The 26,060-nt window shown below is 36.4% G+C and carries 20 protein-coding genes and 1 pseudogene; 18 read left to right on the top strand and 3 right to left on the bottom strand.

Annotated elements, in window-relative coordinates:
* Positions 1–251: 251 nt before the first annotated feature.
* The 3 genes and pseudogenes from ACQKMV_RS15880 to ACQKMV_RS15870 form a co-directional block, all read left to right on the top strand.
* A pseudogene (locus tag ACQKMV_RS15880) lies at positions 252–1,061 on the top strand (transposase); the annotation flags it as partial.
* A 506-nt stretch (positions 1,062–1,567) separates the two neighbouring features.
* Positions 1,568–2,365, top strand: coding sequence for a hypothetical protein (locus ACQKMV_RS15875; protein ID WP_427505248.1), 798 nt, complete (start codon positions 1,568–1,570; stop codon positions 2,363–2,365).
* A 619-nt stretch (positions 2,366–2,984) separates the two neighbouring features.
* Complete coding sequence (locus ACQKMV_RS15870; protein WP_427505124.1) at positions 2,985–4,223, top strand: DNA polymerase IV; 1,239 nt, start codon at positions 2,985–2,987, stop codon at positions 4,221–4,223.
* A gap of 236 nt (positions 4,224–4,459) precedes the next feature.
* Here the strand turns inward: ACQKMV_RS15870 and ACQKMV_RS15865 are convergent, their stop codons facing one another.
* The gene (locus ACQKMV_RS15865; RefSeq protein WP_427505122.1) at positions 4,460–6,553 is read right to left on the bottom strand and encodes a hypothetical protein; all 2,094 of its coding nucleotides are present in this window, start codon (positions 6,551–6,553) and stop codon (positions 4,460–4,462) included.
* Positions 6,554–6,998: 445 nt separating this feature from the next.
* Here ACQKMV_RS15865 and ACQKMV_RS15860 point away from each other — a divergent pair, with 445 nt between their 5' ends.
* From ACQKMV_RS15860 to ACQKMV_RS15840, 5 genes are all read left to right on the top strand, one after another.
* Complete coding sequence (locus ACQKMV_RS15860) at positions 6,999–7,316, top strand: alpha/beta fold hydrolase (protein ID WP_427505121.1); 318 nt, start codon at positions 6,999–7,001, stop codon at positions 7,314–7,316.
* Positions 7,317–7,499: 183 nt separating this feature from the next.
* Complete coding sequence (locus ACQKMV_RS15855; protein WP_427505120.1) at positions 7,500–7,895, top strand: alpha/beta fold hydrolase; 396 nt, start codon at positions 7,500–7,502, stop codon at positions 7,893–7,895.
* 635 nt (positions 7,896–8,530) lie between these two features.
* The gene (locus ACQKMV_RS15850) at positions 8,531–8,710 is read left to right on the top strand and encodes a class II lanthipeptide, LchA2/BrtA2 family (protein ID WP_427505119.1); all 180 of its coding nucleotides are present in this window, start codon (positions 8,531–8,533) and stop codon (positions 8,708–8,710) included.
* 413 nt (positions 8,711–9,123) lie between these two features.
* The gene (locus ACQKMV_RS15845; protein WP_427505118.1) at positions 9,124–9,627 is read left to right on the top strand and encodes a DUF4135 domain-containing protein; all 504 of its coding nucleotides are present in this window, start codon (positions 9,124–9,126) and stop codon (positions 9,625–9,627) included.
* Between the two features lie 34 nt (positions 9,628–9,661).
* Positions 9,662–10,750, top strand: coding sequence for an erythromycin esterase family protein (locus ACQKMV_RS15840; RefSeq protein WP_427505116.1), 1,089 nt, complete (start codon positions 9,662–9,664; stop codon positions 10,748–10,750).
* A gap of 557 nt (positions 10,751–11,307) precedes the next feature.
* Here the strand turns inward: ACQKMV_RS15840 and ACQKMV_RS15835 are convergent.
* Entirely contained in the window at positions 11,308–12,219 is a 912-nt protein-coding gene (locus ACQKMV_RS15835; protein WP_427505114.1) for a LysR family transcriptional regulator, read from the bottom strand.
* A gap of 182 nt (positions 12,220–12,401) precedes the next feature.
* Between ACQKMV_RS15835 and ACQKMV_RS15830 the strand changes: the two genes are divergently transcribed.
* The 10 genes from ACQKMV_RS15830 (at position 12,402) to ald (ending at position 25,786) form a co-directional block, all read left to right on the top strand.
* Complete coding sequence (locus tag ACQKMV_RS15830; protein ID WP_427505113.1) at positions 12,402–12,683, top strand: oligopeptide/dipeptide ABC transporter ATP-binding protein; 282 nt, start codon at positions 12,402–12,404, stop codon at positions 12,681–12,683.
* Positions 12,684–12,813: 130 nt separating this feature from the next.
* The gene (locus ACQKMV_RS15825; protein ID WP_427505112.1) at positions 12,814–14,190 is read left to right on the top strand and encodes an aspartate aminotransferase family protein; all 1,377 of its coding nucleotides are present in this window, start codon (positions 12,814–12,816) and stop codon (positions 14,188–14,190) included.
* Positions 14,191–14,251: 61 nt separating this feature from the next.
* Complete coding sequence (locus tag ACQKMV_RS15820) at positions 14,252–15,673, top strand: NAD-dependent succinate-semialdehyde dehydrogenase (RefSeq protein ID WP_427505110.1); 1,422 nt, start codon at positions 14,252–14,254, stop codon at positions 15,671–15,673.
* A gap of 600 nt (positions 15,674–16,273) precedes the next feature.
* Positions 16,274–16,930, top strand: a complete 657-nt coding sequence (locus tag ACQKMV_RS15815; protein WP_427505108.1) for a GNAT family N-acetyltransferase — start codon at positions 16,274–16,276, stop codon at positions 16,928–16,930.
* A gap of 157 nt (positions 16,931–17,087) precedes the next feature.
* Positions 17,088–18,722, top strand: coding sequence for an amidohydrolase (locus tag ACQKMV_RS15810; RefSeq protein ID WP_427505107.1), 1,635 nt, complete (start codon positions 17,088–17,090; stop codon positions 18,720–18,722).
* A gap of 308 nt (positions 18,723–19,030) precedes the next feature.
* On the top strand, positions 19,031–20,335 hold the full coding sequence (locus tag ACQKMV_RS15805; protein WP_427505105.1) for an APC family permease: 1,305 nt from the start codon (positions 19,031–19,033) through the stop codon (positions 20,333–20,335).
* Positions 20,336–20,347: 12 nt separating this feature from the next.
* Positions 20,348–21,736: an APC family permease gene (locus ACQKMV_RS15800; RefSeq protein ID WP_427505103.1), complete on the top strand. Its 1,389-nt coding sequence runs from the start codon at positions 20,348–20,350 to the stop codon at positions 21,734–21,736.
* A 77-nt stretch (positions 21,737–21,813) separates the two neighbouring features.
* The gene (locus ACQKMV_RS15795) at positions 21,814–23,067 is read left to right on the top strand and encodes an ArgE/DapE family deacylase (RefSeq protein ID WP_427505102.1); all 1,254 of its coding nucleotides are present in this window, start codon (positions 21,814–21,816) and stop codon (positions 23,065–23,067) included.
* A 125-nt stretch (positions 23,068–23,192) separates the two neighbouring features.
* Positions 23,193–24,614 carry an aldehyde dehydrogenase family protein gene (locus tag ACQKMV_RS15790; RefSeq protein WP_427505101.1) on the top strand — a complete coding sequence of 474 codons (1,422 nt, stop codon included), beginning with the start codon at positions 23,193–23,195 and terminating at the stop codon, positions 24,612–24,614.
* A gap of 26 nt (positions 24,615–24,640) precedes the next feature.
* Positions 24,641–25,786 carry an alanine dehydrogenase gene (gene ald, locus ACQKMV_RS15785; protein ID WP_427505100.1) on the top strand — a complete coding sequence of 382 codons (1,146 nt, stop codon included), beginning with the start codon at positions 24,641–24,643 and terminating at the stop codon, positions 25,784–25,786.
* Between the two features lie 103 nt (positions 25,787–25,889).
* On the opposite strand, the gene ACQKMV_RS15780 is transcribed toward ald, so the two are convergent.
* Positions 25,890–26,060 (bottom strand): IS3 family transposase (locus ACQKMV_RS15780; RefSeq protein ID WP_427505247.1); only part of this gene is annotated, 171 nt, incomplete at its 5' end.

Here is a 26,060-nt window from a genome sequence, read left to right as displayed (position 1 = left end):
TTCTAGAGAGGGCACTGAAAAAGTCTATATCTTCTCACATTGCGAGGTATTCAACGATTTAATCGTTGAATACCTCGCTTTTTTCATTTAGCACAGTGACTCTACTGTTGTTTTCCGAAGCATTCCGCTCGCTTTCCGCGGGCGAGCGCCGAGCCTCCTCCTACGCTTCGCTTCGTGCGGGGTCTCGTCTGTCTCGCTTTCCCGCAGGAGTCGAGCGATGCTTCTCCAAACAACGCAATGTATCACACTACAATGGACGTAATGCCATTCCTCCAATTCGTATGTTTAAGTACTTATTATTAAAAGCGATTTATGATGTATCAGACGTCGACCTTGTGGAGCGTTCAAAGTATGATATGTCATTCAAATATTTCTTGGATATGGCGCCAGAAGATCCAGTCATTGATTCAAGTTCTCTTACAAAATTTCGTCGGCTTCGTCTTCAAGACGTAAGCACATTATACATGCTCATTGGGAAAACAGTTGAGATCGCATTGAAGAAAAAAATCATCAACAGTCAAACGATTATTGTGGATGCCACACATACAAAAGCACGTTACAACCAAAAAACGCCTAAACAATTTTTACAAGAGAAATCAAAAAACGTTCGAAAAGCTGTCTACAAAATTGACGAATCGATGAAAGACAATTTCCCCGTAAAGACCACTTCTAACGAAGTAAAGGATGAATTAACTTACTGTTAGGAAGTTATTTCAGTCATTGAAAAGGAACCACAAATTGCACAAATGCCATCTGTCAAAGAAAAGCTGAATGTTTTAAAAGAAGTCGCAGAAGATTTCCAAGAACATCTAAATTACTCTTCTGATGCGGATGCCCGAAAAGAGCATAAGACGTCGGAATCTTCTTTCTTTGGGTATAAGACACATATCGCGTTGAGTGATGAACGTATTATTACAGCGGCTGTCATTACAACAGGTGAAAAAAGCTATGGAAAATATCTTCAAGAGTTAATTGAAAAAAGCACACAAGCAGGTATGAAAATTAATACAGTTATTGGAGACGCAGCTTACGGACACGGGTACGATACGGCATCGACTGCGGGTTTATGGAAATTCAGGGTGACACAACGATATTCGCTGTCAATTTGAAACGGATATTAAAGCTACTAAACGAAAATGAATAAGAAATAGTGACAGAAATAAGGCACTTCCTGTTCAAAATTGAACAAGAAGTGCCTTATTTTTATCTGAAAAAGGTTCGCTTTTATGAAAACGTAAGTTTTTCAGTGTCCACCTTCTAGAGGGTGTATTTTTTTGTATATTTCGGCGCTGGTTATTAATGGGGATTGGAAGGTTGGAAAATGAGAAAATACTCATTAATCTTTCATCAACTTCTTATAAAAGCTTCGTTAACTTTTCATAACGACCTGTTAGAGTGAAAGTTGTAAATAAGCTTCACCAAATTAATCAAGATATATAATTTCCAAATGATTCCTATATGATTATTCAGTAGTATTTCATGTAGTTTTAGTTAGCGTGCAACAGTATCATGGAATTGTTTAGGAGTATGTATAAATAGTTAATATAGTAAGGGGATGGAATAAGTGATCAAAAATTCAATTTTCTCTGAAGAAACCGAGACTCCTACATTACAACAAATATTGAGCAAGGTTCCGGAAGTTACAATCTTCTTTTGGATCATCAAAATTATGGCAACTACGGTAGGGGAGACTGCAGCAGATTTCCTAAATTTTAACTTACACTGGGGTTTGTCCAATACGACCTTAGTAATGAGTGGTCTCTTGCTTATTACATTGTTCATCCAATTCAAAGCGAAAAAATACGTTCCTTGGATTTATTGGCTCGTGGTCGTGCTAATTAGTATTGTCGGAACATTAATCACTGACAACCTCGTAGACAATTTCGGGGTCGCTCTAGAGACGACTACAATTTTCTTTTCTATTGCATTATTCGTGACCTTTGTGGTTTGGTATATGAATGAAAAAACATTGTCTATTCATTCCATCTATACAGTAAAGCGTGAAGCTTTCTACTGGCTAACCATCCTCTTTACCTTTGCTTTGGGTACGGCAGCAGGTGATCTTATATCTGAGGGTATGGACTTAGGTTACTGGAAGTCAGGTCTCATATTCGCTGGCTTGATTGCTGCAGTTACGATTGCCCATTACGCTTTCAAGTTGAATGCAGTGTTGGCTTTCTGGGTTGCTTACATCCTAACACGTCCACTTGGAGCATCTTTTGGCGACTACTTGTCACAGCCTCGCGAAGAAGGTGGTCTTGGTCTTGGCACTATTGGAACGAGCGCAATCTTCCTTATTATAATTTTTAGTTTAATCATTTATTTGACTAAAACAAAAAGAGATACGATCTTATCACAAACCTAAAAGAATAGTAGAAAAGAGACCTATATTTTCCTCTAGTTTCCATAATACAAAAGGCTGAGAGTTTTTCATTTAATTGAATACTCCCAGCCTTTTAATTTTTACGTTTGTTTCAAAAATATCACTAGCAAGTCTTAGAGTTAGAAAAATTTCTTAAGCAGATTTAATTGAATCAACGATAAGAAATCCTATTTGCTTTCAGTAGGAATTCCTATATTTTATTAACGAAGCGGAATCAAGAAAATGAAAAATATAATTTTTGTTGTCTTAGTTTTGTTAATATCAGTTGGTGCCGTCGAGAAAGTATCTGCTCGTTAATCAAGAAATATCAATAAAACAAGCGAATGAATTAACATATCCGCCTGATTTGAAATGGAATAAAGATGTCATAAAAATGAAAGCATCAGGCTTTAGAGACAGTTTCCAATGAGAAAATGGGTGAGGAATGTTGGTTAGTGATAGCCAAAACATCTATTATGATGATAAAATAGAACAAATATTCTTGTTTTGTGAAGTGTTGAATCTATGTTATTCAACAAAGCCTATCATTTCGCTCTATCTAAACAAGAAATACACATTATCAAAACGATTAGATGTTGCAGTTATTTATGGAGGGGATATTATGGCTAATAAATCAAGAATCATTCTCCATATTGACATGAACAGTTTTTATGCTTCAGTAGAACAGATTTATGACCCTAGTTTAAAAGGCAAAGCCATAGCTATAGCAGGGAATCCTAAAGAGCGTAGAGGTATTATTATTACTTGTAGTTATGAAGCAAGGGCAAAAGGTGTTTATACAACCATGAATGTCGGGGAGGCGCGGCGAAAGTGCCCGGAACTTATTGTACTACCTCCTAATTTTGAACGATATAGAGCTGCGTCTAAGTCTTTTTTTAATTTGTTAAAAGAGTATAGCGAAATTCTTCAACCGGTTTCAATTGATGAAGGATATTTGCAACTGCCTATAGTTGAAGGCCAAAATGTATTGCAACACGTACAAAATATACAGGATAGAATCTGGAACGAACTGCAACTTCCTTGTTCAATAGGCATTGCGCCAAATAAATTTTTGGCGAAAATGGCAAGTGATATGAAAAAGCCAATGGGGATTACAATACTCCGAAAGCGTGATGTGCCAACAGTTTTGTGGCAGATGAATGTAATTGAGATGCATGGGGTTGGCAAAAGTACATCGGAGAAATTGGGGAAGTTAGGTATCCGAACAATTGGAGAACTAGCCGTAGCGGATGAATATTTATTAAAACAAAACTTTGGCATAAATGGTCTACGTATGAAGCAAAGGGCAAATGGCGAAGATGATAGACCTGTCGATCCTGAAGCAATATACGATACGAAAAGTGTAGGGAATTCAACAACACTTTCTCATGATACGACAGATAGAGATGAACTATATAAAGTAATAGCAACACTTTCTGAAAAGGTAGCGGACAGATTAAAGGCCAAGAAACTTGCTGGAGTTACTGTAAGTATCATGATTCGTTCAGCTGATTGGGAAACATGTACACGAAGTAAGTCCATCAATAACGCGATTCATTCAAAAGAGGATATAGTTGAGCATGCCTGGTATCTATTTAATAAGCATTGGGACGAAGAGCCAGTACGATTACTAGGTGTCACCGTATCGAATGTTAGTGATATTAAAGAAACAACACAGCAGCTAACGTTATTTAACTTTGAAGAGCATATTAAAGAGGAACCGATCATTAAACTTGTTGATCAAATCGAGCATAAGTTTGGAAAAGGAACAATTTTGCGGGGGTCAGATATTGCCAAACCAGTTGGAAAATATCAAGCAAATACGAGTTTTAGTAAGGACTTTTGGGATGAGCATAAGTGAAAAGAAACATTAAAGAATTTAGATTCTTAATTATTTCTTTATGAAATAAAACACGAGTAAGTTTAATAAGGCGAAGGAGGTGCAATGATTAAACAATATTCCGTTCAAACAGAAAACCGTTATTTCGATCAAACTTTTTCGAAATAACGGTTTTTTATTTTGGGTTATAGTAGATTGAAGGCATCACATTTTACAATGCTTGTATACCTTCTGCGATTCCATTTAAGGTAGAAATCTCATATATTTGTAAAATGTTCATTTTCCTTTTGTCCATAGGTTTCACCGCGATTTTTAATTTTTTGTAATACACTATCTAAAACATTCCGTTCAGATAGAGTTTGATAAAGGACATTCTGTACCTCTGCGGCTTCCTTGTGTTCTTCTTGGCTACTTAGAAATTCACTGTATGTTCCCATATATTCATGATAGTCAATATTGGAAAGTGTCTTAGCAGCAATTTGATTGTGCTTAGTTAAAGCAGAAGTAAACTGTTTACGTGCCTCGTCTGGTTGGGCAGGTATTATTTTGATTTTACCTCTTGTATCTGAGTCTCCTGTGAAATCAAGGAATTGATAATCGAATGCCAATGGTTTAGCAAGAGCGATATGAGCGTGAAGAGCAACAGCATGGTCACTAAGTTTTTCGGTTACCTCACGTAGGATATCGTTCCCTTTTTCAAAAAAATGACTGCCGTCAAATGCAAGAATCCGACCGACTTCTTCAGAGAAAAAGTCTTGAGCAAGGAACTCCTGATCGTACCCGGTAGGTGGTAAAACTCGTAGCCTTAAGTTGTTAGATACGATGTTATTGCCGTTTATTTGTAGGGCTACTTGAATGTTATAGAATCCTGGATCATCAATTAACCAGCCATTTTTCCCTACGGAAGCGAAAATGGTTTCATACAGTGATTCACCAGGCATAAGTACCTTGTTCTCTATGTTCCTTAAATATTGAACATAAGGTAGTAAACGACGCCCTTGTTTGCCATCTTTTTTAACAATGACAGACATTCTATCTAAATCGGACAATATATGCTTATTTATTAACTGAGGTTGATTTGAAGTATTAGTTAGTTTGATTTCTATAACAGTAGGTTCTAACCATTGGAATATAGGTGTTTTACGGTTAACTCTCAATTCAAGATTAAAAGAAGGGTGAATAGAAACGATCGGTTGTTCAAACCCATGATCAACAGCCCAGTCAGCATTACCCATTTGTACGAAGCGCTCAGGTGCGTGCCGCAAAAACAAAAGCTCTTGATCACTAAAACGATACTCAAAGTTTTTAAAGAACTCCTGATTGTTGCCATCATATTTGTAAGGATAATTCATAAAGCTTAAAGCCTTTGGTTCTGGGGTAAGAGGGCGCTCCAACGGTTCCCAAGGATGACCTAGGTGTTTTTGCCAAGAGTGTAGGAGATTGAAAGCATGTCCCATCTCATGGCAAGCACACCAAAAACGATATCGCTGTACAAAAGCTTCAGGAGCGGGGTCACCTTTAGGTGGATCTGAAATGAATGAATTATTAAAAATTGCTGTCCCTTGACGATGATTTGGACCTATGCTATCAAACATAATACCGCCCAGACCATGGCCTTCTTCTGCTTCCGAATTTGCAAAGAATGTCCACATGGACCATTGTGGCTTATTATCAAAGTGTGACCAATATACTTGCATGGCATCATGCATCTCTTGAGTGTTCCACTTTTTATCAGTCCCTGTATAATCTTTGGAAACAATATTATTACCGTCTGATATTTTCACATCAAACCCAGTACGTTTAAAAACCTCTGCGATTGATAGAGTTTCATCCGGCAAAGATGTTGGCATGTCTGGATGGGCGTGTGTTTGGTAGGTTGTGACTGGCGTTGTACCTTCTTCAGCATCGAATTCAAATTCCACAGGGTGGAAGTAAGGAGATTGAAACTGGAGGGTTCTCGTTCTGTCTGTCTCTCCTCCGATAAGAAAAGTGACTTCGACAGTATGCTGTTCAGGCAATGAACCGCGTGTTACCTGTATTTTTACATTTGTATAAGGAAATGATTGTATGTCGTCTAGGTATTTGTTGCGAATATTGCCTGTCCAAGTATTTGGACCATTAGCTGTTAATTTGGCAATCCAATGAATAGTAGAAGACAGGCTTGAAATAATAGTTCCGCTTGCTACCATTTGAGGGTAGAGTCCGTCTACATCAAGGCGAAGTTCCTCACTGATTTGCTGTTCCCTCCATGCATATAAGCCACTAATTGGTGAGAGGGGAAATTCTCCTAAACTGGAAGGGCTAATGGCTTTTAATAATTCGTTTGGTTCGTTAGTTTTATTTTGATCCATCTTTATTACCTCCATGTTTATTATTTTTTTGTCTTTCTTCCTCAATCCCAAGAGCCACAATGCTACGTTAAAAAATGCAAAATGTGTTTCAAGTATTATATATGCAGCAGAAACTATAAATATGACACATAAACACTATAAATTGGTAAAATAAATACAATGTTTAAAAATATAGCCCATACCATAACGTGTGGTTGATTTCCGTTCCTACTGGGCGCTTTCCTGGGGGCGTCCGATGAGCCGCTTCACTCGCGTTGCTCGCTCCAGGGTCTCATCTTTGACGCTGATCCCCGAGGAGTCGCCCAGTCTCCACTCCAATCAACTTATATACATGGCATACACTTTAACAAAAGTTATCCACTGTTTTTGGTGATGATTTGAAAATATGTTAGAATAATCTGTTTATTTCCCGAGAAATACAAGTACAAAGAAAGAAGGTGTGGTAATGCATTATAAGGAGTATGGTGATCTACATAAGCCAATCATATTATTGATTCATGGAGGTGGTGTTGGAGGATGGATGTGGGATAAACAAGTCCAATACTTTTCCGATTATCATTGCGTTGTACCAGAATTAATAGATAACGGAGCTAATAATACCTCTGATTTTTCAATTGAAGATTGTGCAAAAAAGCTTCTATCTTTAATAGAAGAAAAAGCAAAAAATAAACATGTCATAGTAGTGGGATTTTCATTAGGGGCTCAAATTGCTATTCAAATGGTTAGTTTAACTTCATTCAGCGGAAGTCCAAACAACCGCTGAATGAAGTTAAAGCCTCCGGCGGATGTCACGGAAATCGGAAAAGGAGTTCTTTGTGCAAGCACAAAGCCGATTCCGGACACAATTATGCCCAGGCATAATTGATAGAAGCAATTAACAGATTTCGCCATCATCAACAGTGCTTTAGTGACACCTTCCCCAATTGCAGAAAAATGGATTCGACCATTGATAAAATTAACTTTTCCCTTACTAAAAAATAAATCATTCGCAAAGCTTCAAGCTAAAACATTATATGTAGATGAAGAATATTTTGAGCAATATTATGAAGATAGTTCAAAGATAAAATTAGATACCCTTATTAATATATTGCAAGAAAATATGTCTTTTACAATCCCGCATGATTTTTCAGAAGCCCAATGTAACATTTTAGTAACGGTCGGTAAAAAAGAGATGGGCAACATGAAAAAATCTGCACTCCATCTTGTGAATAGCAATCCTCATTGTCAAGGTGTTGTGTTATCTAATATTGGTCACGGTGTCTCATTAGCGAACCCTGAGTTTTTTAACCGTTTTGTTGAAGAGTGGATTAACCTAATAGTACCATGGCCATCGCTGCTCTGATGGTTCAGCTACCTATCACTAAGTAGGTTACAAAGTGTACTTTTCGTATCTATTTGCCCCCAGTTAAGTGCATGAACTTATTTGTATGCCTAAAAATGATTACTCTCTACGTTATAATGAAGTCATTTACGAAGTGATGGAACCAATTGATAGTTATCAGACTGTCAATGATCAGTTTGTGAAGGAAACGTTAGAAAAAGTCTCCTTACTATGACGGCAATTTAAAGAATTAGGCAGTAACGACAAGGGACAAATTTTGGTTGTTACTGCCTTTTTACTAGTTATTTTTATGACTGTTTTTCAGGCTGTATCTTGTACAAAATCTTGTATAAATCAAAAAACACAGACCGAAACAAATATACTAAAAATATTTATTACTTTTTGACTAGTAACTTCCTAGGAAATTTCACTTTTCTATAAGTAATTTCAATTTTCCGATTTTTCGATTTTTTCTCATTTTTTAACAAAACTTAATTTTGAAACACATATAGCTAATGATTTGCTACTAGAATAACTGATAAATTCTGATTTTTTTCAATCTTTGCTCAATCTTCAATAAAACTTGATTTTGAAAAATTTATAGCTAATGTTAAGCTACAAGCATACCCGGGAATAATAAAGAAGGAGGTCAATTAATGAGCAAAAAAGTGTCTTTTGTTGAAAAAGTATCTGAAGACGAGCTTATGAAACTGGCGGGAGGAAGTGACGAAATTACTCCACAAAGCACAGTCCTGTGTCTTAGTTTAAGAGTGTGTCCAAGTTGGAGTATTAGAATTTGTCCGAGCATAAGGTTCAGATGTCCAATGGATGAATAACAATTTAAATTTTCTGAGTATATTGAGTGTTGAATAATTAAAATCGATAGTACCCTTCCCTCCCAGATATGACCATGACCATAGATGCTGTAATACGAAGGGTACTTTTCTATTTTTTAGGAGGGATTCTGAAATATGACTCAATCAATAAATATAAACATTTTCTCTCATAGAAAATCATTTTATCCTTCTGAACAGAATGAGAAAATCGGGGAGACCCCCATAAAAAAATAGTATCAAGTAACAGGTCAAATAGATGGGAAAAATTATTAAAACTTTATAAAAAACACGTAACTTACGGTCAGGATACTAAATTATCATACATACCAAAGCATCCAGATCAAGAATACGTTTTTTTTGAATTCTATGTAGATTATCTTGATATAGCTATGTTTCAATTAGAGAATGAAATAGTGAGATTGCAAAAAAAACGTGGAAATTTATGCGGAGTGATGGATATAAATAAGATTAAAGAGAACGTAATTAATAGTGTACTAAGTGAATTAAAGAGTATAAGTATAAGAACATTAATTCAGGATTTGCACGAACTGAGGGAAAATGGTGAACTAAATGGAAATGACTCAGTAGAGAGATTTAACTACTACTCACATGAAATCTTGGCATCAAAAAAGAAAAAATTCGAATTCCTTAGAGACTATCCTATTTTATCAAGAGTTTTATTTGAGACAATTATAGTGCATGTTGATAGTGTAGTTGAGTTGTTGGATTGTTTCGTAAGAGACAGAGAATACTTAATTCAAGCATTTGGTTTGGAGGATGACAGTAAGTTATTGTCATTATCACTTCAATTAGGTGATTCACATAATAACGGGAAAGCAGTTATGTGCTTAAACTTTAATAAAGGTAAAAAGATAATGTATAAACCGAAATCACTCTCTATTGATCCATGGGCATGACTCCGATTTAGTAGATGTCTAGGAGGAGATTAGAATGAATATGGACCATTTCATTAATGAGGTAAAACATAATAGCATTGAGTTAAATGACTTTAATCGTAGTAACGCATATAATTTTATTAAGACAGAGCTGGAAAATAAAAAATATATATTCATTGGTGAGAGTAGTCATTGTGTTAAAGAATATACTATTGCAAAAGTAAATTTAATTAAATTTCTTCATCAAAAAATGGGTTTTAAAATAATTGCTTTTGAGAGCGAATTAGGTGATTGCATGGTAGGTGATTATCTTTCAACAGAACTTGACGCTTTCAACTTTATGTATGGCTCAATCGGTCGTATTTGGCATAATGAGTATACCTTAGAGTTATTTAACTACATTCAAGAAAATAAAAAAGAAAATCCATTGTATTTAACAGGGATAGATGTACAGCAGAGTGAAAATAAGCATTTTTCTGCTTTTTTAACAAAGCATTTTAAAGACGAATACTACAAAAAGCTCTTTGTAGAAGCTGATAAAAACATGAATAAAATTTTAAACCTCAAACGTATAAAAAAACATAACTTATTAGAAGAGGTAAATGAGATAAAAGAAACAATAAATATCTTAATTAATAAGCTTGAAATCAGACCTTTAAACAACGGAAATTTGCAGAAGGTACTTATTAGAACTTTGATAAATAGAACCGATTATCTTAATTTCATAGTTGAAAAAGGTTTTTCAAAGGAATTTCAATACAGGGAAAAGCAAATGGCGAGAAATTTTGAGTTTATTGCTCAAGAACTATATCCTAATGAAAAAATTATTATATGGGCTCATAACCTTCATGTTAAAAGAAAAAGTAGTATCAATCGATTTACTTCATACTCATCTTTTTTCGAAAATTTACACGATTCAATCAAAGACGACAGCTTAGTGCTAGGTCTGTATGCTCATAAAGGGAGGATGGGGGATTACAACGGAAGTGATTATCCGATAAAAAAATCAAGAAAAAAGAATTTAGAATGGCTATTAAGTCATTCACCTTACGAAAAATTTTTTATAAAGTGTAATTTAAATTGGGGCCAAAAAAATGGAAAGTATTTGAGGGAGGCAGGATACGTATGTCTTATGTTCCAGTAGAACAATTTGATGGAATCCTTTTCTTTCAAACTGTGAATCCTATAATTTTCAACCCCAGTAAACCAGAGCAATAATAATAAAACCTTCTAGTCCCATAAGTAGTATAGTAAATTATAAAGGATAGCAATTGTTATCCTTTATAATTTGAGTGCGCCCGGCATGCGCATGAACTATAGGGTGCAAGTCCCGACGTGGAATCTGAAGGAAGCTGGAGGCAAAATACCGATCCGAGTAACACGAATCTCATAGAAGGCTAGGTATGATTGGATGAGTTTGCATAACAAAACAAAGTCCATTCTGTCGAAGGTCATATCGAGTAAATGAGGCGGATAGATGGTGTAAAAGTGCATGCGCTTACCCGGGGAGGTCTGATGGAAACGTGAAGTACCCTTCATAACTACTTGGCGACAGGTAGCTGACCATCAGAAGTCAGCAGAGGTCATAGTACGATTGAGTCTAGAACTAATCGGAAGGACTGAAAAATGAGAATGCTTATTTCGACTTATTATGCATTATCTACCAAATGTTTTAACTTGAACTCCATTACTTCAAACACATTAATCATTGAAAATGCTTGTCATTTTCTCTGCAACCTCTTCGGTAATCGCAAGAAATCGTTTGGAAATTGATGTCATGTAACGATCCTTAAGTGTAATTATATTAAGTTTTGTTTGTAACACTGGATTTGCTAGTGGTCTAAGTACCGGTAAATCAGGAGAATTAAGTAGCTTGAAACAGCTAGGTACAAAACAAATTCCTGCGCCTTTCATTACCATCATAAGTGTTGGTAATGTTTCTGTCCCCCAGTAAACGACATTAGGCGTAAATCCACTTTTTTGGCATGCCTCGATCACATCATCAGCAACACCTGATCCATAAGATGTTGTATTTAAAAGAAATCGTTCGTTTTTCAAGTCTGCAATATCAATAGAATCATTTTCACATAGATGATGGTTGGGTGGAAGAGCTAAAAGTAAAGGTTCTGTTAGTAGTGTTGAAGTCTGGATGTCCTCCGCTCTCACTGAAGTTCGGACAATTCCAATATCTATTTTATGACTTCTTAGTTCTTCTAAAATATATGATGTATTACCCTCGCGAACATGTGTAACTATGTTAGGAGTTTCCTTTTGAATTTTTTTTAAGACATTTGGCAAAATAAATAGATTTGCTGAAGTAGTACAACCCAATTTCACAGTACCTCTAATTCCTTCATGAAACTCGACTAATTTCTTCTCCGTATTCTCAGATAAATCAAGTAATTCTTTTCCTTTTTCATATAAAAATACTCCACTTGGTGTTAATTCAAGAGATCTACCTAAACGATTAAACAAAGTGACATTTAATTCTTGTTCAAATTTTCTAATTAAAATACTTAAGGGGGGTTGAGTCATTTGCAGTGCAGTAGCAGCTTTTGTAATGCTACCTTCCTCAACTACTGTAATAAAACAATGTAAACGATGAAGGTTCATTTTGATAACTCCTCCTTTTAGTATTCATAAAATATATGGAAGTCATATAAATATTATAATTTACATGATAAAAATGTAAAGATATACTATTTACATAATTAAGAATAGTTAGAAAATTAAAGTTAAATTCAATTTTATTTTGAAGTTAGTTGGTACCAAAGTTTTCTGATCGAATAGGTGTTATGTACTTAGGGAAAATTGTTGAGGAAGGACCAACCGATAGTTTGTTTTCTACACCTCTTCACCCGTATACTCAAGCATTACTATCTGCAGTTCCAACTCCAAATCCACAGATAAAGAAGAATAGGATTATTTTAAAGGGTGACATACCTTCCCCATTAAATCTACCAGTGGGATGCGTCTTTCATACTCGATGTCCGTATATGAAAGATAAATATAAAAGTGTAACACCCTTAAAAAAAGAAGTATCTAAAAGACATTTTGTTGCTTGTCATCTACATTGAAAAAAATTCAGCTTGGGTACTATGAAGCTTTCCAGTTTAACTTTTTACTTTACAGGAAAGCTCAAAAAATATAATTAGTTCAATAGTTTCGATTTTTAACAATATAAAAACATAAATGGAGGTTTTATCAATGACAACTAAAATTACTCAACAATCAAAAACTGTAGAGTTAGCTAAACTGGACAAAAAGCACTTGCTACATCCAGCTACAAATCCGAAGGCTTTAATTGACAATGGACCGCCTATTATCTTTGTTAAAGGTAAAGGCGTTACAGTTACAAGTACGGATGATGTGGAATACATCGACGGGATGTCAATGCTTTGGAACGTGAACTTAGGACATGGGAACCAAGAACTTGCAGATGCTGGTAATAGTCAATTATCTACTCTTGCGTATGCATCATCATTTAAAGGATTCTCAAATGAACCATCCATTCTACTTGCTGAAAAATTAGCTGAGTTAGCACCAGGAGATTTAAATAGTGTATTCTACACTTCAGGTGGGTCTGAATCAAATGATACAGCAATTAAATTAGCTCGTTTCTACTGGGAGCTTAAAGGAAAATCAGAAAAAAGAAAGATTATTGCGCTAACAAATGCTTATCACGGTGTAACAATAGGAGCGCAAACAGCTACTGGTCTTGCAGCATTCCACAAGTTCGCATCATCAAATATAGACGGAGTTGTTCGTGCAACAGCCCACCTATTAAACAGCGAGTTAGGTGATAAAAGTGATCCGAACTATGCAGATTCTATCCGTGGAACAATTGAAAGAGAAGGTGCGGAGACGATTGCCGGAATTATTATTGAACCTGTGCAAGGTGCGGGCGGAGTTAATATTCCACCAGAAGGTTACTTAGAAGCAGTTCGTAAAATCTGCGACGAGTACAACATCCTTTTTATGGCAGATGAAGTTATTTGTGGATTTGGTCGTACTGGGAAAATGTTTGGTGTAAACAACTGGAATGTTGTGCCGGATATGATGTCAATTGCTAAAGGAATTACGAGTGGTTATTCGCAACTTGGCGGGGTCATGATGAATGATGAAATTAGAGAAACAATTGCTAACTTCGATGCTGTTATCCCACATGGTTTCACATATAGTGGCCATCCGACTGCTTGTGCGATTGGACTGAAAAACATTGAAATACTAGAGCGTGATAATATTATTGACCACGTAAACGAAATGGAGAAAGAACTAAAAAAAGGTTTAGATTATTTAGCTGAAAAACATAGTATTGTAACAAATTGCAGAGTAATTGGTTTGTTGGCTGCATTTGAACTTTATGAAGATCCAACAAGTGGAAAATTGTTTGATCCAACTGTTTTTCCAGCAAATGCGATAGTTGATGCATGTTTCAATCGCCAATTAATATTAAGGGCGCTTGGAGCATATAACCAAATTGTGGCAATTGCGCCACCGCTTATTATTAACAAAGAAGAAATTGAAAAAATGATTCAAATTATAGACGATTCGATTACTGCTTTTAAAAATACACGCAACTAAACTATTCCTATAAAGTAAGTTGAGTAGTGGAGATTATAGTTAAAAAAGGGGAGGTTCTCTAGTGCTTTATATAAATGGTGAATGGCGAGATACAGGAAATAAATTAGATGTAACAAATCCTGCGACAGGAGAAATAATTAGAACTGTTGCTACAGGTGGTAAAACTGAAACTAAAGAAGCAATCGAAAGTGCGAAGAGAGCATTTGAATTCTGGGGTAAGACAACTGGAAATGAGCGCAGCAACTACCTGTTTCAAGTGGTTCAATTGATGAAAGAAAAAACAAAAGAATTAGCTGAAACAATTACACTTGAAAATGGTAAGCCTTTACCAGATGCTACTCGTGAAGTAGCAGGTGCGATCGGCTATCTAGAATGGTATGCAGAGGAAGCTAAGAGAATTTATGGGGAAACAATTCCTGCATCTGCAGCTGATAAACACTTAATGGTAATTCGCGAACCTGTTGGGGTATGTGCAGCTATTACACCATGGAATTTCCCGTTATCGATGATTACAAGAAAAATTGCACCTGCACTTGCTGCAGGTTGTACGATTGTTTTAAAACCGGCTGACTTAACTCCTCTTTCGGCGATAAAAGTATTCGAATGCTTTCATGAAGTTGGACTACCTGCTGGAGTTGCAAACCTGGTAATTGGCCCAGCTGAAGAAATTGGGAACGAGATGACGAGTAACCCAGACGTTCGTAAAATCACATTTACTGGCTCGACGCGTGTGGGGAAAAAACTTATCCGTGATTCGTCTGATACAGTGAAGAAAATATCAATGGAGCTTGGTGGACATGCACCGTATATTGTGTTTGAGGATGCTGATATTGACGCAGCAGTTAATGGTATCTTAGTGTCTAAGTTTATTAACTCAGGTCAAACTTGCATCAGCACCAACCGGATTTACGTAGCAGAAACTGTAGCTGATGAATTCTCAGGAAAGTTAGCTGAAAAGGTATCTAAATTAGTTGTAGGAAATGGATTAGAAGATGGCGTAAATGTCGGTCCAGTAATTAATAAAGTGGCTCTTGAAAAAGTGAAAAGTCAAGTAGAAGACGCTGTGAAACATGATGGTAAAGTAATTGCGGGTGGTAATGTATTTACATTAAATAATGGTAGCGGTTACTTCTTTGAGCCCACAGTTATTCAATATGCAAGCGATAATATGAAGATTACAACAGAAGAAACATTTGGACCAGTTGCACCAATTTATACATTTAAGACGGAACAAGAGGTAGTTGAAAGAGCGAACCATCCTGAATATGGTCTTGCAGCTTATTGTTATACGCGAGACATTGGTCGAGGCTTACGAATGATGCGTGCTTTAGAGTTCGGAATTGTTGGTATTAATGATCCAGCTCCAGTGGTTGTGCAAGCTCCGTTTGGTGGTATGAAGGAAAGTGGAATGGGGAAAGAAGGCGGTTGGTACGGCCTTGAGGAGTACTTGGAGAAGAAGTTTGTATCGATCTTTATAAATTAATTAAAAAATTGTTATTAATCTATGGGCTCTACATCAAAGACTGTACTTGACAGCACATTCCACTAAAGGCGGACGCTTTCCTGGGGGCGAACCTTGAGTCTCCTCGTCGCTAACGCTCCTGCGGGGTCTAAAGTTGTTCGCTAATCCCCAAGGAGTCGCCGCCTTTCGTTCCATGTGCTTACATGGCATAAGATTTACATTAAATCAAGTGCATATTGTGGTTATGACTCAATCTAGGTAATTAAATATATTGTGGTAGACTTTTCTGCATTCTCCCAAAGATTACTTTCCGCATACTTAGTTTATAAAGGATGTGGATTAAATCTACACAATTAATAATGTAATGAACTTTAACAGGCGTGTTGATTAGGGGTTTATTGAATAATTTCACCCTTATTCCTCAGCTTCCTAAAAAAAATTTACCGTATAAATAATGCCAATTTTACGATTGTAGCGAAGCGGCTCGACGCTCGCCCGCAGGAAAGCGAGTATCCCGTAGCGGAAATCAACCTTTTCTTTTATTAGAATTAGATAAAATTAGTTAATCAACACACCTGAAACTTTAATTTAATTTCAATAAAATAAGAGGGAGGATTTAATATGTCTCAAGTACATTTAAAAAATAATGGACAAGAAATAGTTGTCCGCAATATTTTAAAAGAGGATCTTGCTGAGGTTGCCGCACTTTCTTTGATGTGTTTTGGACCTGATATGGCATTAAAATATGAGCATTTTGAAAGTCAGATTGAGTTGTTTCCTGAAGGTCAAATTTGTCTAGAATATAACGGTAAAATTGTAGGAACCGCTTTAAGTCTAATTGTGAATTTTGAAGATTACGGAGATAGTCACTCCTATTTTGAAATCTGTGATTTAGGATTTATTCGAAATCATAACCCTAATGGACGAAATCTATATGGTATTGAAGTTGGTATACATGAAGATTATAGAGGGTTACGATTGGCGCATCATCTCTATGATGGTCGAAGAAAGATATGTGAAAAACTTAACTTAGAAAGTATCTTAGTTGGTGGTCGTATACCTAATTACTATAAATATGCTGAGCAGATGAGTGCAGATGAGTATGCGCTTGAGGTAATGAAAGGAAAAATATATGATCCTGTATTAACATTCCAAATGAAAAACGGATTCGTCCTAAATAAAATAATGCCTGGCTATTTACCTGGGGACGTTGAGTCATTAGAATATGCAACACTTTTGGAATGGAAAAATCTAGTTTACAAGCTTAAATTAGTATGAGTCTTTTGTCCGTTATGTTCGCCTATTTTAATAGGCGAACAGTGGATGCCCATTGTTTATAGCGATTATTTAACTTCTTTAGTTGTGTAAGCGCTTTCAATCTATTGTTATAAGAGTTCCATTAGAAGTAAATCTGAGGTAAAGAGAGGAGTTACAAATGGTTATCGCTGATAAAGTTATTTCGAGTGAAGCAGTATTTACAGGTTTAGAAAATGAAGCAAAGCCAGCTGCTATTGCGATTAAAGGTAACAAAATCATTGCGGTAGGTTCGATGGAGGAAATAAAACCATTTATAGGTTTAGACACGAAGGAATATCATTATGGCAACCAACTCATTATGCCAGGATTTCATGATGCGCACCTTCATCTCATGTTTGGTAGTCTTTTCTCGCATGCAAGTATCAATTTATCGGATGCTCATTCGGAAGAAGAAGTTGCTAGTTTAGTAAAGCAATTCTCGGAAAACGTGCATGCTGATGAGTGGATTATAGGCTATGGATGGGATCATACAAATTGGGCAGAGAAATGCTTGCCGACACGTTTTTCTTTAGACAAAGTAGTTCCTAATCGCCCGATTATTCTTTTCCACGCAGAAGGTCATTATTCGTGGGTTAATAGTTTAGCACTTGAAAATGCTAGGGTTACAAATGAAACTGAAGACCCTCCTAATGGTACGATTCAAAAAGATGAAAATAATGAAATCACAGGAATTCTTCTTGAAACAGCAATGAATTTAGTTGTGGATATTGCTCTCGCATTTCCGGATAAACGGAAAGAAGAATTGTTTGAAGAGTTCTTAAAAAAATCAGCTCAATTAGGCATTACATCAGTAAATGATTTGTTTGCAAGTAGTTTTGATAAGTTAAATAGTTTCGATATGTATAAGGCATATGATGAAGCTGGAAAACTTACGACTCGAATTCATCTTTACCCTGAGTTAAATGATGATATAGATAGAGCGATAAGCTTGCGTGAAAAGTACAATTCCGAAAAATTACAGCTTGCAGGCCTTAAGCAGTTTATTGATGGCGTTGTAACAGGACATACCGCATACATGTTAGATCCTTACTTAGACAAACCTATAACACGGGGGAGTACTGCTTTTCCTGTAGAAACGATCAAAAACTGGGTGACAAAAGCGGACAAAGAAGGATTTCAAATTCGCTTCCATACAATTGGTGATGGCGCAGTTAGGCTTGCTCTAGATATATTTGAAGCAGCAAGGATGGATAATGGTGTGAGAGATTCACGACATGCGCTAGAGCATATTGAAGTGATTCATCCGACAGATATTAAGAGATTTAAAGAATTGGGAGTTGTTCCATCTGTACAGCCTTCTCATCTAGCATTGATGCCAAAAGAAAGTCATACATTGCGTGTCGGTAAAGAAAAAGACCCTTATACGTATTTATGTAAAACGTTATATGACACAGTGGAGTATATTGCTTTTGGTACAGACTATCCAATAACAACATTAGATCCTTTTAAAGAAATTTTCCATGCGATTACGAGATTAGACTTTACTGGTGATTATGAGTGGAATAGTCAAGAGCAGATAACACTCGCAGAAGCGTTGAAAGCGTATACAAAAGGTTCAGCATACAGCACATTCAGAGAAAAAGATTTGGGTACATTAGAAGTTGGAAAATTAGCAGATATTATTGTACTAGATAAAAACCTCTTTGAAATAGAAAATAAAGAAATTCTTCAAACGAAAGTTTTGTTAACCATTATGGATGGTGAAGTTGTATATCTTCATTCAGCAGAAAACTCCCACCTCTACAGGTGGTGAGATGAATGCGGTTTTGGTTCCTTTTCAGTGGATGTCCAAACACCTACTGAATGAAAATAAAGCCTCCGGCGGATGTCACGGATTTTGAAAGGAATGAATTGTGCGGGCACAATTCAAAATCCGGACGCAATTACGCCAAGGCGAAATTGATAGTGAATCAGTCTACTATCCTACTATTTTAGTTAATTGATCATTTTACCGGGAAGATTTTTTTATTACTATTCGAGGAGTGAACAAAAATAAAACATCCAGTTAATTTGTCTAGATCGCTTTCTTTAACGTCTGTTGTTGTTACTGGGATGGCCTTTATGGCTTTAACTACAGTGTTTAGCACATACGGTATAGCCTCTAAAATATCTCATGGTATGGTCGCCGGATCGTATGTAATTGCATTAATTGTGATGATGTTTACGGCTCATAGTTATGGTCAAATGGCAAAAGCGTACCCCATTGCGGGATCTGCCTATACCTATGCGCAAAAAGCTATTAATTCTCATGTTGGTTTCTTAGTGGGATGGGCAATTTTAATGGATTATCTCTTGATACCAATGGTTAACTTTTTACTATTTGGTATTTTCTTCTCAGCTGCTATACCTGAAGTTCCACAGTATGTTTGGATATTTACATTAATAGTTCTTGTGACGTTTGTAAATGTTAGAGGTGTAAAGTTAAGCGCAAATATCAACATGATTGTAATAGGCTTATCAGTATTATTTATAATTGTCTTTTGCATCTTATCAGTTAAATCAATAGTAACTGGAACCGGGACTGGCACTTTATTTAACCTTGATCCCTTTATTAATACCGAGGAGTCATTTAAGTATATAGTTGCTGGTGCTGCACTATTATGTTTCTCTTTCCTCGGTTTTGATGCAGTTTCTACTTTTTCAGAAGAAGTAAAAAATCCGGAGAAAAACATACCGCGTGCAATATCTTTAGTAACAATAATTGGTGGATTATGTTTTGTAGTCGTATCTTATTTTGCACATAATGTTTGGCCAGATTATACGAGTTTTAAAGATTCTGATTCTGCTTCCTATGAAATTGTTTTCCTAGTAGGCGGGAATGCCTTACAAGCAGCATTCCTAGCAAAAACTGCAGTGGTTGTATTTGGTTCCGCGTCCGCATCTCAAGCAAGTGCTGCACGTGTATTATACGCAATGGGAAGAGATGGACAATTACCTAAAAATTTTTTTGGAAAACTAAATAAAAGAACGAGAACCCCGGTTAACAACATTTTATTAATTGGTCTTTTATCATTATCTGCATTGTTTTTAAGTCTAACCTTTGTCGCGTCTTTCATTAACTTTGGCGCCCTACTTGCATTTACTGCTGTGAATCTATCCGTTGTTTTTTTATATTACGGTAAGCGAAAAGAACGCTCCTTAAAGGGAATTATCTTCTATTTGATTTTTCCATTAATCGGAGCAGTACTTACAACTTGTTTGCTTTTCAACCTAGATGTTTATTCGATTGCTCTTGGTAGTGTTTGGTTAGGAATTGGTGTTATTTATTTATTATTTATGACAAAAGGTCTTAAGCATAAACCACCAGTGCTCAAAACAGATGAGATTGATTCGTCGCAGTTTAATGAAGCAGCTAAAAATATGTAAGGGGATGGATGAATGACAGATAACACTACGCTCAAAAGGTCATTAGGTGTTTGGTCAATTGTTGCACTGGGATTAGGATATATGACGCCTACAGTGGTCTTTGATACGTTTGGAATTGTATCAAAATTAACAAATGGTGTAGTACCAATGGCTTATTTTGTCGCCTTGTTAGTAATGGTATTGACAGCGATTAGTTATGGAAAGATGGTACAGGTATTCCCGGCTGCTGGTTCAGCATATACATACACCCGGGAAACAATGGGGTCTCACCTAGGATTCCTCGTAGGATGGGCATCGTTATTAGATTATTTATTATTACCTTTAGTTAATGCATTAATTATTCGAATATATATGGAATCTCTGTTTCCGAATGTACCTGTTTGGATTTGGGTTATTGCTTATGTCATTGTAGTTACTGCAATTAATGCTTATAGTATGGAATCAACATCCAGCTTAAACTTTATACTCGTTGTTTTCACGATTTGTTTAATAAGTATCTTCATAATACTTGCTTCTGTACAACTTTATCACGGTATGGGAAATGGTACTTTATTCACGATTCATCCACTATCACATGAAAATGTGAAATTAATAGCCGTTTTAACTGGGGCAACAGTAGTAGCTTTCTCGTTTATTGGTTTCGACGCAATAACAATGTATACGGAAGAAGCAAAGGATACATCAACAGTTCCTAGAGCAATCCTTCTAACTGTTTTAATCGGTGGGGGTATTTTCTTTATTGCTTCTTATTTTACACAAGCATTATTCCCGGATGTTTCTGTGTTCGAAAATGTAGATGATACATTGCCGGAAATTGGTTTATATGTAGGAGGGAAGTTATTCCAACTACTTTTCATTGCAGGAGCTTTCGCTGCTACTGTAGCTTCAGGACTTGCATCTCATGCAAGTGCATCTCGTTTGCTGTTTGTTATGGGCAGAAATGGTGTACTTCCTAAAAAAACTTTCGGATACTTACACCCTAAATTTAGAACGCCTGTTTTTACGATTGTCTTGACGGGAATTGTATCATTATTTGCAATAGGACCAAATTTAGAATTAATTGCTTCAGTCATTAACTTTGGGGCATTAATTGCATTCACATTCGTTAACCTATCTGTTATTGTTCATTTCTATATCCGTCAGAAAAGGAGATCAGGCAGTGAAACCTTTAAGTACTTAATTATGCCAACTTTCGGAGCATTAGCTACTGGAGTTCTTTGGTATCATTTACACGTTGATGCATTTATAGGTGGAATCGTTTGGCTTATAATCGGAATCATTTACATGCTGTTTATAACAAGATTCTTTAAAAAAGAACTTGGAAGCATGGACTCTATTGATGACTTGGAGTCATTAGATAAAGAGATTTTTAATGAAGATAAGATTAAAGTCTTGAATTAACTATTTAGAGGATGAGAATCTCTTAGATAATCTTCCTCTTTTTAATGACACAAGAAGTAAATAAAGGAGTGATTGCTTTGAAAGAAAAAATTCGACTGTATATAGAAGAAAATAAAGAAGAATTATTTAAAACAATTCAAGATGTCGTACGTATAAAAAGCGTTGTTGGTAATGAACAAGAGATGCAATTATACATGAAAAAAAAATATGAAGAACTTAACTTGATTTTGCATGAGATTGAACCAAAATATGAGAAGGTTTCAGCTCATGAAGCGTTTATTGATTCAGGTATTCCGTTTGAAGACCGAAAAAATATTATCGGAATACGTAAAGGTGTCTCCAATGGTAAGTCATTAACGATTCATGGGCATGTAGATGTTGTTTCTCCAGAACCATATTCAAACTGGACGATGGACCCATGGAGTGGAGATATTATTGGAAACAAGTTATACGGTCGAGGCTCTGCCGATATGAAAGCTGGACTTATTTCAAATTGGTTCGCATTGAAAACATTAATTGATTTAGGTTATCCAATTGCTGGAGATGTTCAGCTACATTCAGTAATAGAAGAAGAAGCTGGTGGTGGAGGCGGAGCTTTAGCATGTTTGGAGGAAGGCTTCGTAACAGATGGGTACATTTCGACAGAGCCACATAATTTGAATATGACAATAAGTCATGGGGGGATTATGTATTTCCGAGTGTACGTAAAGGGAAGAACAGCGCATGCAGGTTTAGCGCATGAAGGCATAAATGCTATTTCAAAAATGATGAAAATCCTTAGTGCGCTGGATGAATTAAGTGAATGGCGTGCTAAAAATGTTAAGTTTGATTTATTTGAAAAGGGGTCTGGACAGTCCGTTCACTTAAACTTAGGTGTACTAAAAGCTGGGGACTGGGTATCGACAGTTCCAGGGGAAGCGATCCTCGAAGGAAGAATTGGTTTTATCCCAGGGGAAACTCGCGAAGAAATTAAGCAACTAGTACAAGACACGATTATGAAATCTGTCTTAGGCGATGAGTGGCTGGATAAAAATCCACCTGTTATAGAGTGGTTTGGATGGTCAACGGAGCCATGGTACCAAGATCCTGAGAACCCTTTTGTAAAATTATTCATCGAAAATGCAGAAGATGTTATGGGACATAAAGTAATAATGGTTGGAAGAGCTGGAGGAAATGATGCACGATTTACTCAGTATTACGGAAAACAAGGATTGTGCTTTGGGCCAATTGGAGAAAATATGCATGGACCAGATGAATGTGTTCATTTAGATAGCGTAGTAGAAGTAACTAATGTTTTGGCAAATTATATTATTAAGTGGAGCGAGAGTTAATCATCGTTAACTTTTGGGAATATCCATCTCAAACTAATATAGTGTCTCTCATAATGCTTCTAGCTTGGGTAGCTGAATGATTAGTATTGGCAAATAGTTGTAATCCGAAAGGTGAGGTAATTATAATGAGGAAAAATTTATTTATCAATGGGGATTGGGTGGAAGCAGCAGAGTATACAGAATTATACTCTCCATATAGTAGCGAGGTCATTGCAGAAATACCGAAGGCAAATGTCGAGGAAGTAGAAGCAGCTTTAGTAGCTGCCGATGCTGCACGTAAAACGATGGCGAATATGCCTTTGTATAAGCGTGCGATTATTCTTGAAAAATTAGCTTCTTTATTAGAAGCGCGTGCTGAAGAAGCAGCAGAGCTAATAGCACTAGAAGCAGCCAAGCCTATTTCAACCGCCAAAGCTGAAGTTCAGCGTACAATTCAAACGTATAAATTTGCTGCTGAAGAAGCAAAGCGAATACACGGAGAAACAATTCCTGTGGATGCTGCCCCCGGTGGAGACGGGCGCATTGCCTATACGGTTCGTGAACCATTAGGCATCGTGGCAGCCATTACACCTTTTAATTTCCCAATGAATCTAGTAGCTCATAAAGTAGGGCCAGCAATAGCATCAGGTAACACGGTTGTATTAAAACCTGCAAGTCAAACACCATTAACTTCCTATTTTATTGGTGAATTATTAGCAGAGGCAGGATTACCGAAGGGGGCGTTAAATATCGTTACTGGTGCAGGTTCTTTAATTGGTAACAAATTAGTCACGGATAATCGCGTGAAAAAGATTTCTTTTACAGGTAGCCCCGCTGTAGGTATTGGCATACGCAATCAAGCAGGTCTTAAGAAAGTAACGCTTGAATTGGGTTCTAATGCGGCTGTTATTATCGATGAAAATGTTAATATTGATAAATTAATTCCACGTGTCGTTTCCGGTGCATTTGCATTCCAAGGGCAGGTATGTATTTCAGTTCAACGAATCTATGTTCACGAAAAAATGTATGATTTGTTTGTAGATAAATTTGTAGCAGCTACAAAAGAGTTGAAACTTGGTGATCCCCTAGATCCTACAACGGATGTTTCAGCCTTAATTAGTCCACAAGATGTAAAACGAACATTAAGTTGGATTGAAGAAGCAAAGGGGCAAGGGGCAATTATTGCAACTGGTGGAGAATCTGAAGGGAATATCTTACAACCTACCGTACTATTAAATGTAAAACCGGAGCAGAAGGTTTCCTGTCAGGAGGTATTCGCACCAATCGTATCTATTATGAAGTTTACATCTATTCAAGAGGCATTTGATCAAGTAAATGACTCCAAATATGGTTTGCAAGCTGGTATTTATACAGATAATATCCATGTTGCTTTACAGGCAACGCAAAAACTCCATGTAGGTGGTGTCATTATAAATGATATTCCTACATTCCGTTTAGATCATCTACCATATGGAGGCGTAAAGGAAAGTGGTATGGGAAGAGAAGGGCTGAAGTATGCAATTGAGGAAATGACAGAAATGAAACTTGTAGTTATAAACCAAAACTAATAAAAAAATAGGTAGGAGGAAATATAATGATAATTGGTGTACCTAAAGAAATAAAAAATAATGAAAATCGAGTAGGAATTACTCCAGCAGGTGTAGAGGCTTACAAAAAAGGTGGTCATGAAGTAATAATTGAATCGAGTGCAGGGCTAGGTAGTGGATTTACAAACCAAGATTATTTAGATGTAGGCGCTCAAATTACTAAATCGACTAAGGAAGCTTGGGATGTTGATATGGTGATTAAAGTGAAGGAGCCGATTCAGGAGGAGTACAAATATTTTAAAGAGAATCTTATTCTCTACACATACCTACATTTAGCTCCAGAGCCAGAATTAACGAAAGCTTTGCTTGAAAGTAAAGTTACTGGAATTGCTTATGAAACAATTCAATTAGATTCAGGTGCCTTACCGTTATTAACGCCAATGAGTGAAGTTGCAGGCCGAATGTCTGTACAAATTGGTGCACAGTTTTTAGAAAATTCTAAAGGAGGAAAAGGAGTTCTCTTAGGTGGTATTCCTGGTGTTGCACCTGGAAATGTAGTGATTGTAGGTGCTGGAGTTGTCGGGACGAATGCTGCGAAAATGGCAGTAGGATTAGGTGCAAACGTAACAATTTTAGACGTTAATATTACACGCTTAAGTCAAATAGATGATATGTTCCAAGGACGTGTTCGTACACTTGCATCAAATACCTACAATATCGCTGAAGCAGTGAAAACAGCAGATTTGTTAATTGGTGCTGTGCTAATTCCAGGTTCACGTGCACCACAATTGGTTTCAAAAGAAATGATTCAAACGATGCAAAAGGGGTCTGTTGTAGTGGATGTAGCGGTAGATCAAGGGGGTTCTATTGAAACAATTGATCGAATTACTACTCATAGTAATCCTACTTATGAAGTATACGGTGTTGTGCATTACGCAGTTGCGAATATGCCAGGTGCTTGCGCGCGTACCTCAACAATGGGCTTATCAAATGTAACTGTTCCATACGGTTTGCAAATAGCTAATAAAGGCTATCGCCAAGCTGCTTTAGATAATCCTGTTTTAGCGAAGGGGATAAACGTAGTAAATGGAAAAATAGTATATAAAGCGGTAGCTGATGCACATGGATTACCATATACGGATCTACAAGTAGAACTAGCAGCAGATTCAACTTCGGCGTTAGCAGTTAAATAGAATAAGAGAAATAATGTTATTTGAAATGAAAAGAAGGAGAAAATTGGTAGGGAACGTAAATCTGATGTGGTACCCAAGTCAAGGACAAAACTAAAAAAAGAGATTAAGTCGCTAAGAGATGGTTTCTGTATTGCACAGGAGCCATCCTTTTTAGATTCCATTGATAACGATAATTATTGTAATAGACCATATAGTGATTGATTTTCGCTTTTAGTTCCTCAAGTGTCTTCAAGGAGCTAAAGTCTACTTCGTCTTTAAAATGACCGAAAAATGA

Origin of the sequence: Lysinibacillus sp. NPDC094403, from assembly GCF_050278745.1 — a bacterium.
Lineage (GTDB): Bacteria > Bacillota > Bacilli > Bacillales_A > Planococcaceae > Lysinibacillus.
This window is presented reverse-complemented; position numbering and strand designations above follow the sequence as displayed.

Coding starts and splice junctions, on each gene's coding strand:
- ACQKMV_RS15835 (WP_427505114.1), bottom strand. CDS start 12,219: ATGAACCTTCATCGTTTACATTGTTTTATTACAGTAGTTGAGGAAGGT.
- ACQKMV_RS15865 (WP_427505122.1), bottom strand. CDS start 6,553: ATGGATCAAAATAAAACTAACGAACCAAACGAATTATTAAAAGCCATT.
- ACQKMV_RS15870 (WP_427505124.1), top strand. CDS start 2,985: ATGGCTAATAAATCAAGAATCATTCTCCATATTGACATGAACAGTTTT.
- ACQKMV_RS15860 (WP_427505121.1), top strand. CDS start 6,999: ATGCATTATAAGGAGTATGGTGATCTACATAAGCCAATCATATTATTG.
- ald (WP_427505100.1), top strand. CDS start 24,641: ATGATAATTGGTGTACCTAAAGAAATAAAAAATAATGAAAATCGAGTA.
- ACQKMV_RS15830 (WP_427505113.1), top strand. CDS start 12,402: ATGTACTTAGGGAAAATTGTTGAGGAAGGACCAACCGATAGTTTGTTT.
- ACQKMV_RS15790 (WP_427505101.1), top strand. CDS start 23,193: ATGAGGAAAAATTTATTTATCAATGGGGATTGGGTGGAAGCAGCAGAG.
- ACQKMV_RS15805 (WP_427505105.1), top strand. CDS start 19,031: ATGGCTTTAACTACAGTGTTTAGCACATACGGTATAGCCTCTAAAATA.
- ACQKMV_RS15850 (WP_427505119.1), top strand. CDS start 8,531: ATGAGCAAAAAAGTGTCTTTTGTTGAAAAAGTATCTGAAGACGAGCTT.
- ACQKMV_RS15825 (WP_427505112.1), top strand. CDS start 12,814: ATGACAACTAAAATTACTCAACAATCAAAAACTGTAGAGTTAGCTAAA.
- ACQKMV_RS15810 (WP_427505107.1), top strand. CDS start 17,088: ATGGTTATCGCTGATAAAGTTATTTCGAGTGAAGCAGTATTTACAGGT.
- ACQKMV_RS15840 (WP_427505116.1), top strand. CDS start 9,662: ATGAATATGGACCATTTCATTAATGAGGTAAAACATAATAGCATTGAG.
- ACQKMV_RS15815 (WP_427505108.1), top strand. CDS start 16,274: ATGTCTCAAGTACATTTAAAAAATAATGGACAAGAAATAGTTGTCCGC.
- ACQKMV_RS15800 (WP_427505103.1), top strand. CDS start 20,348: ATGACAGATAACACTACGCTCAAAAGGTCATTAGGTGTTTGGTCAATT.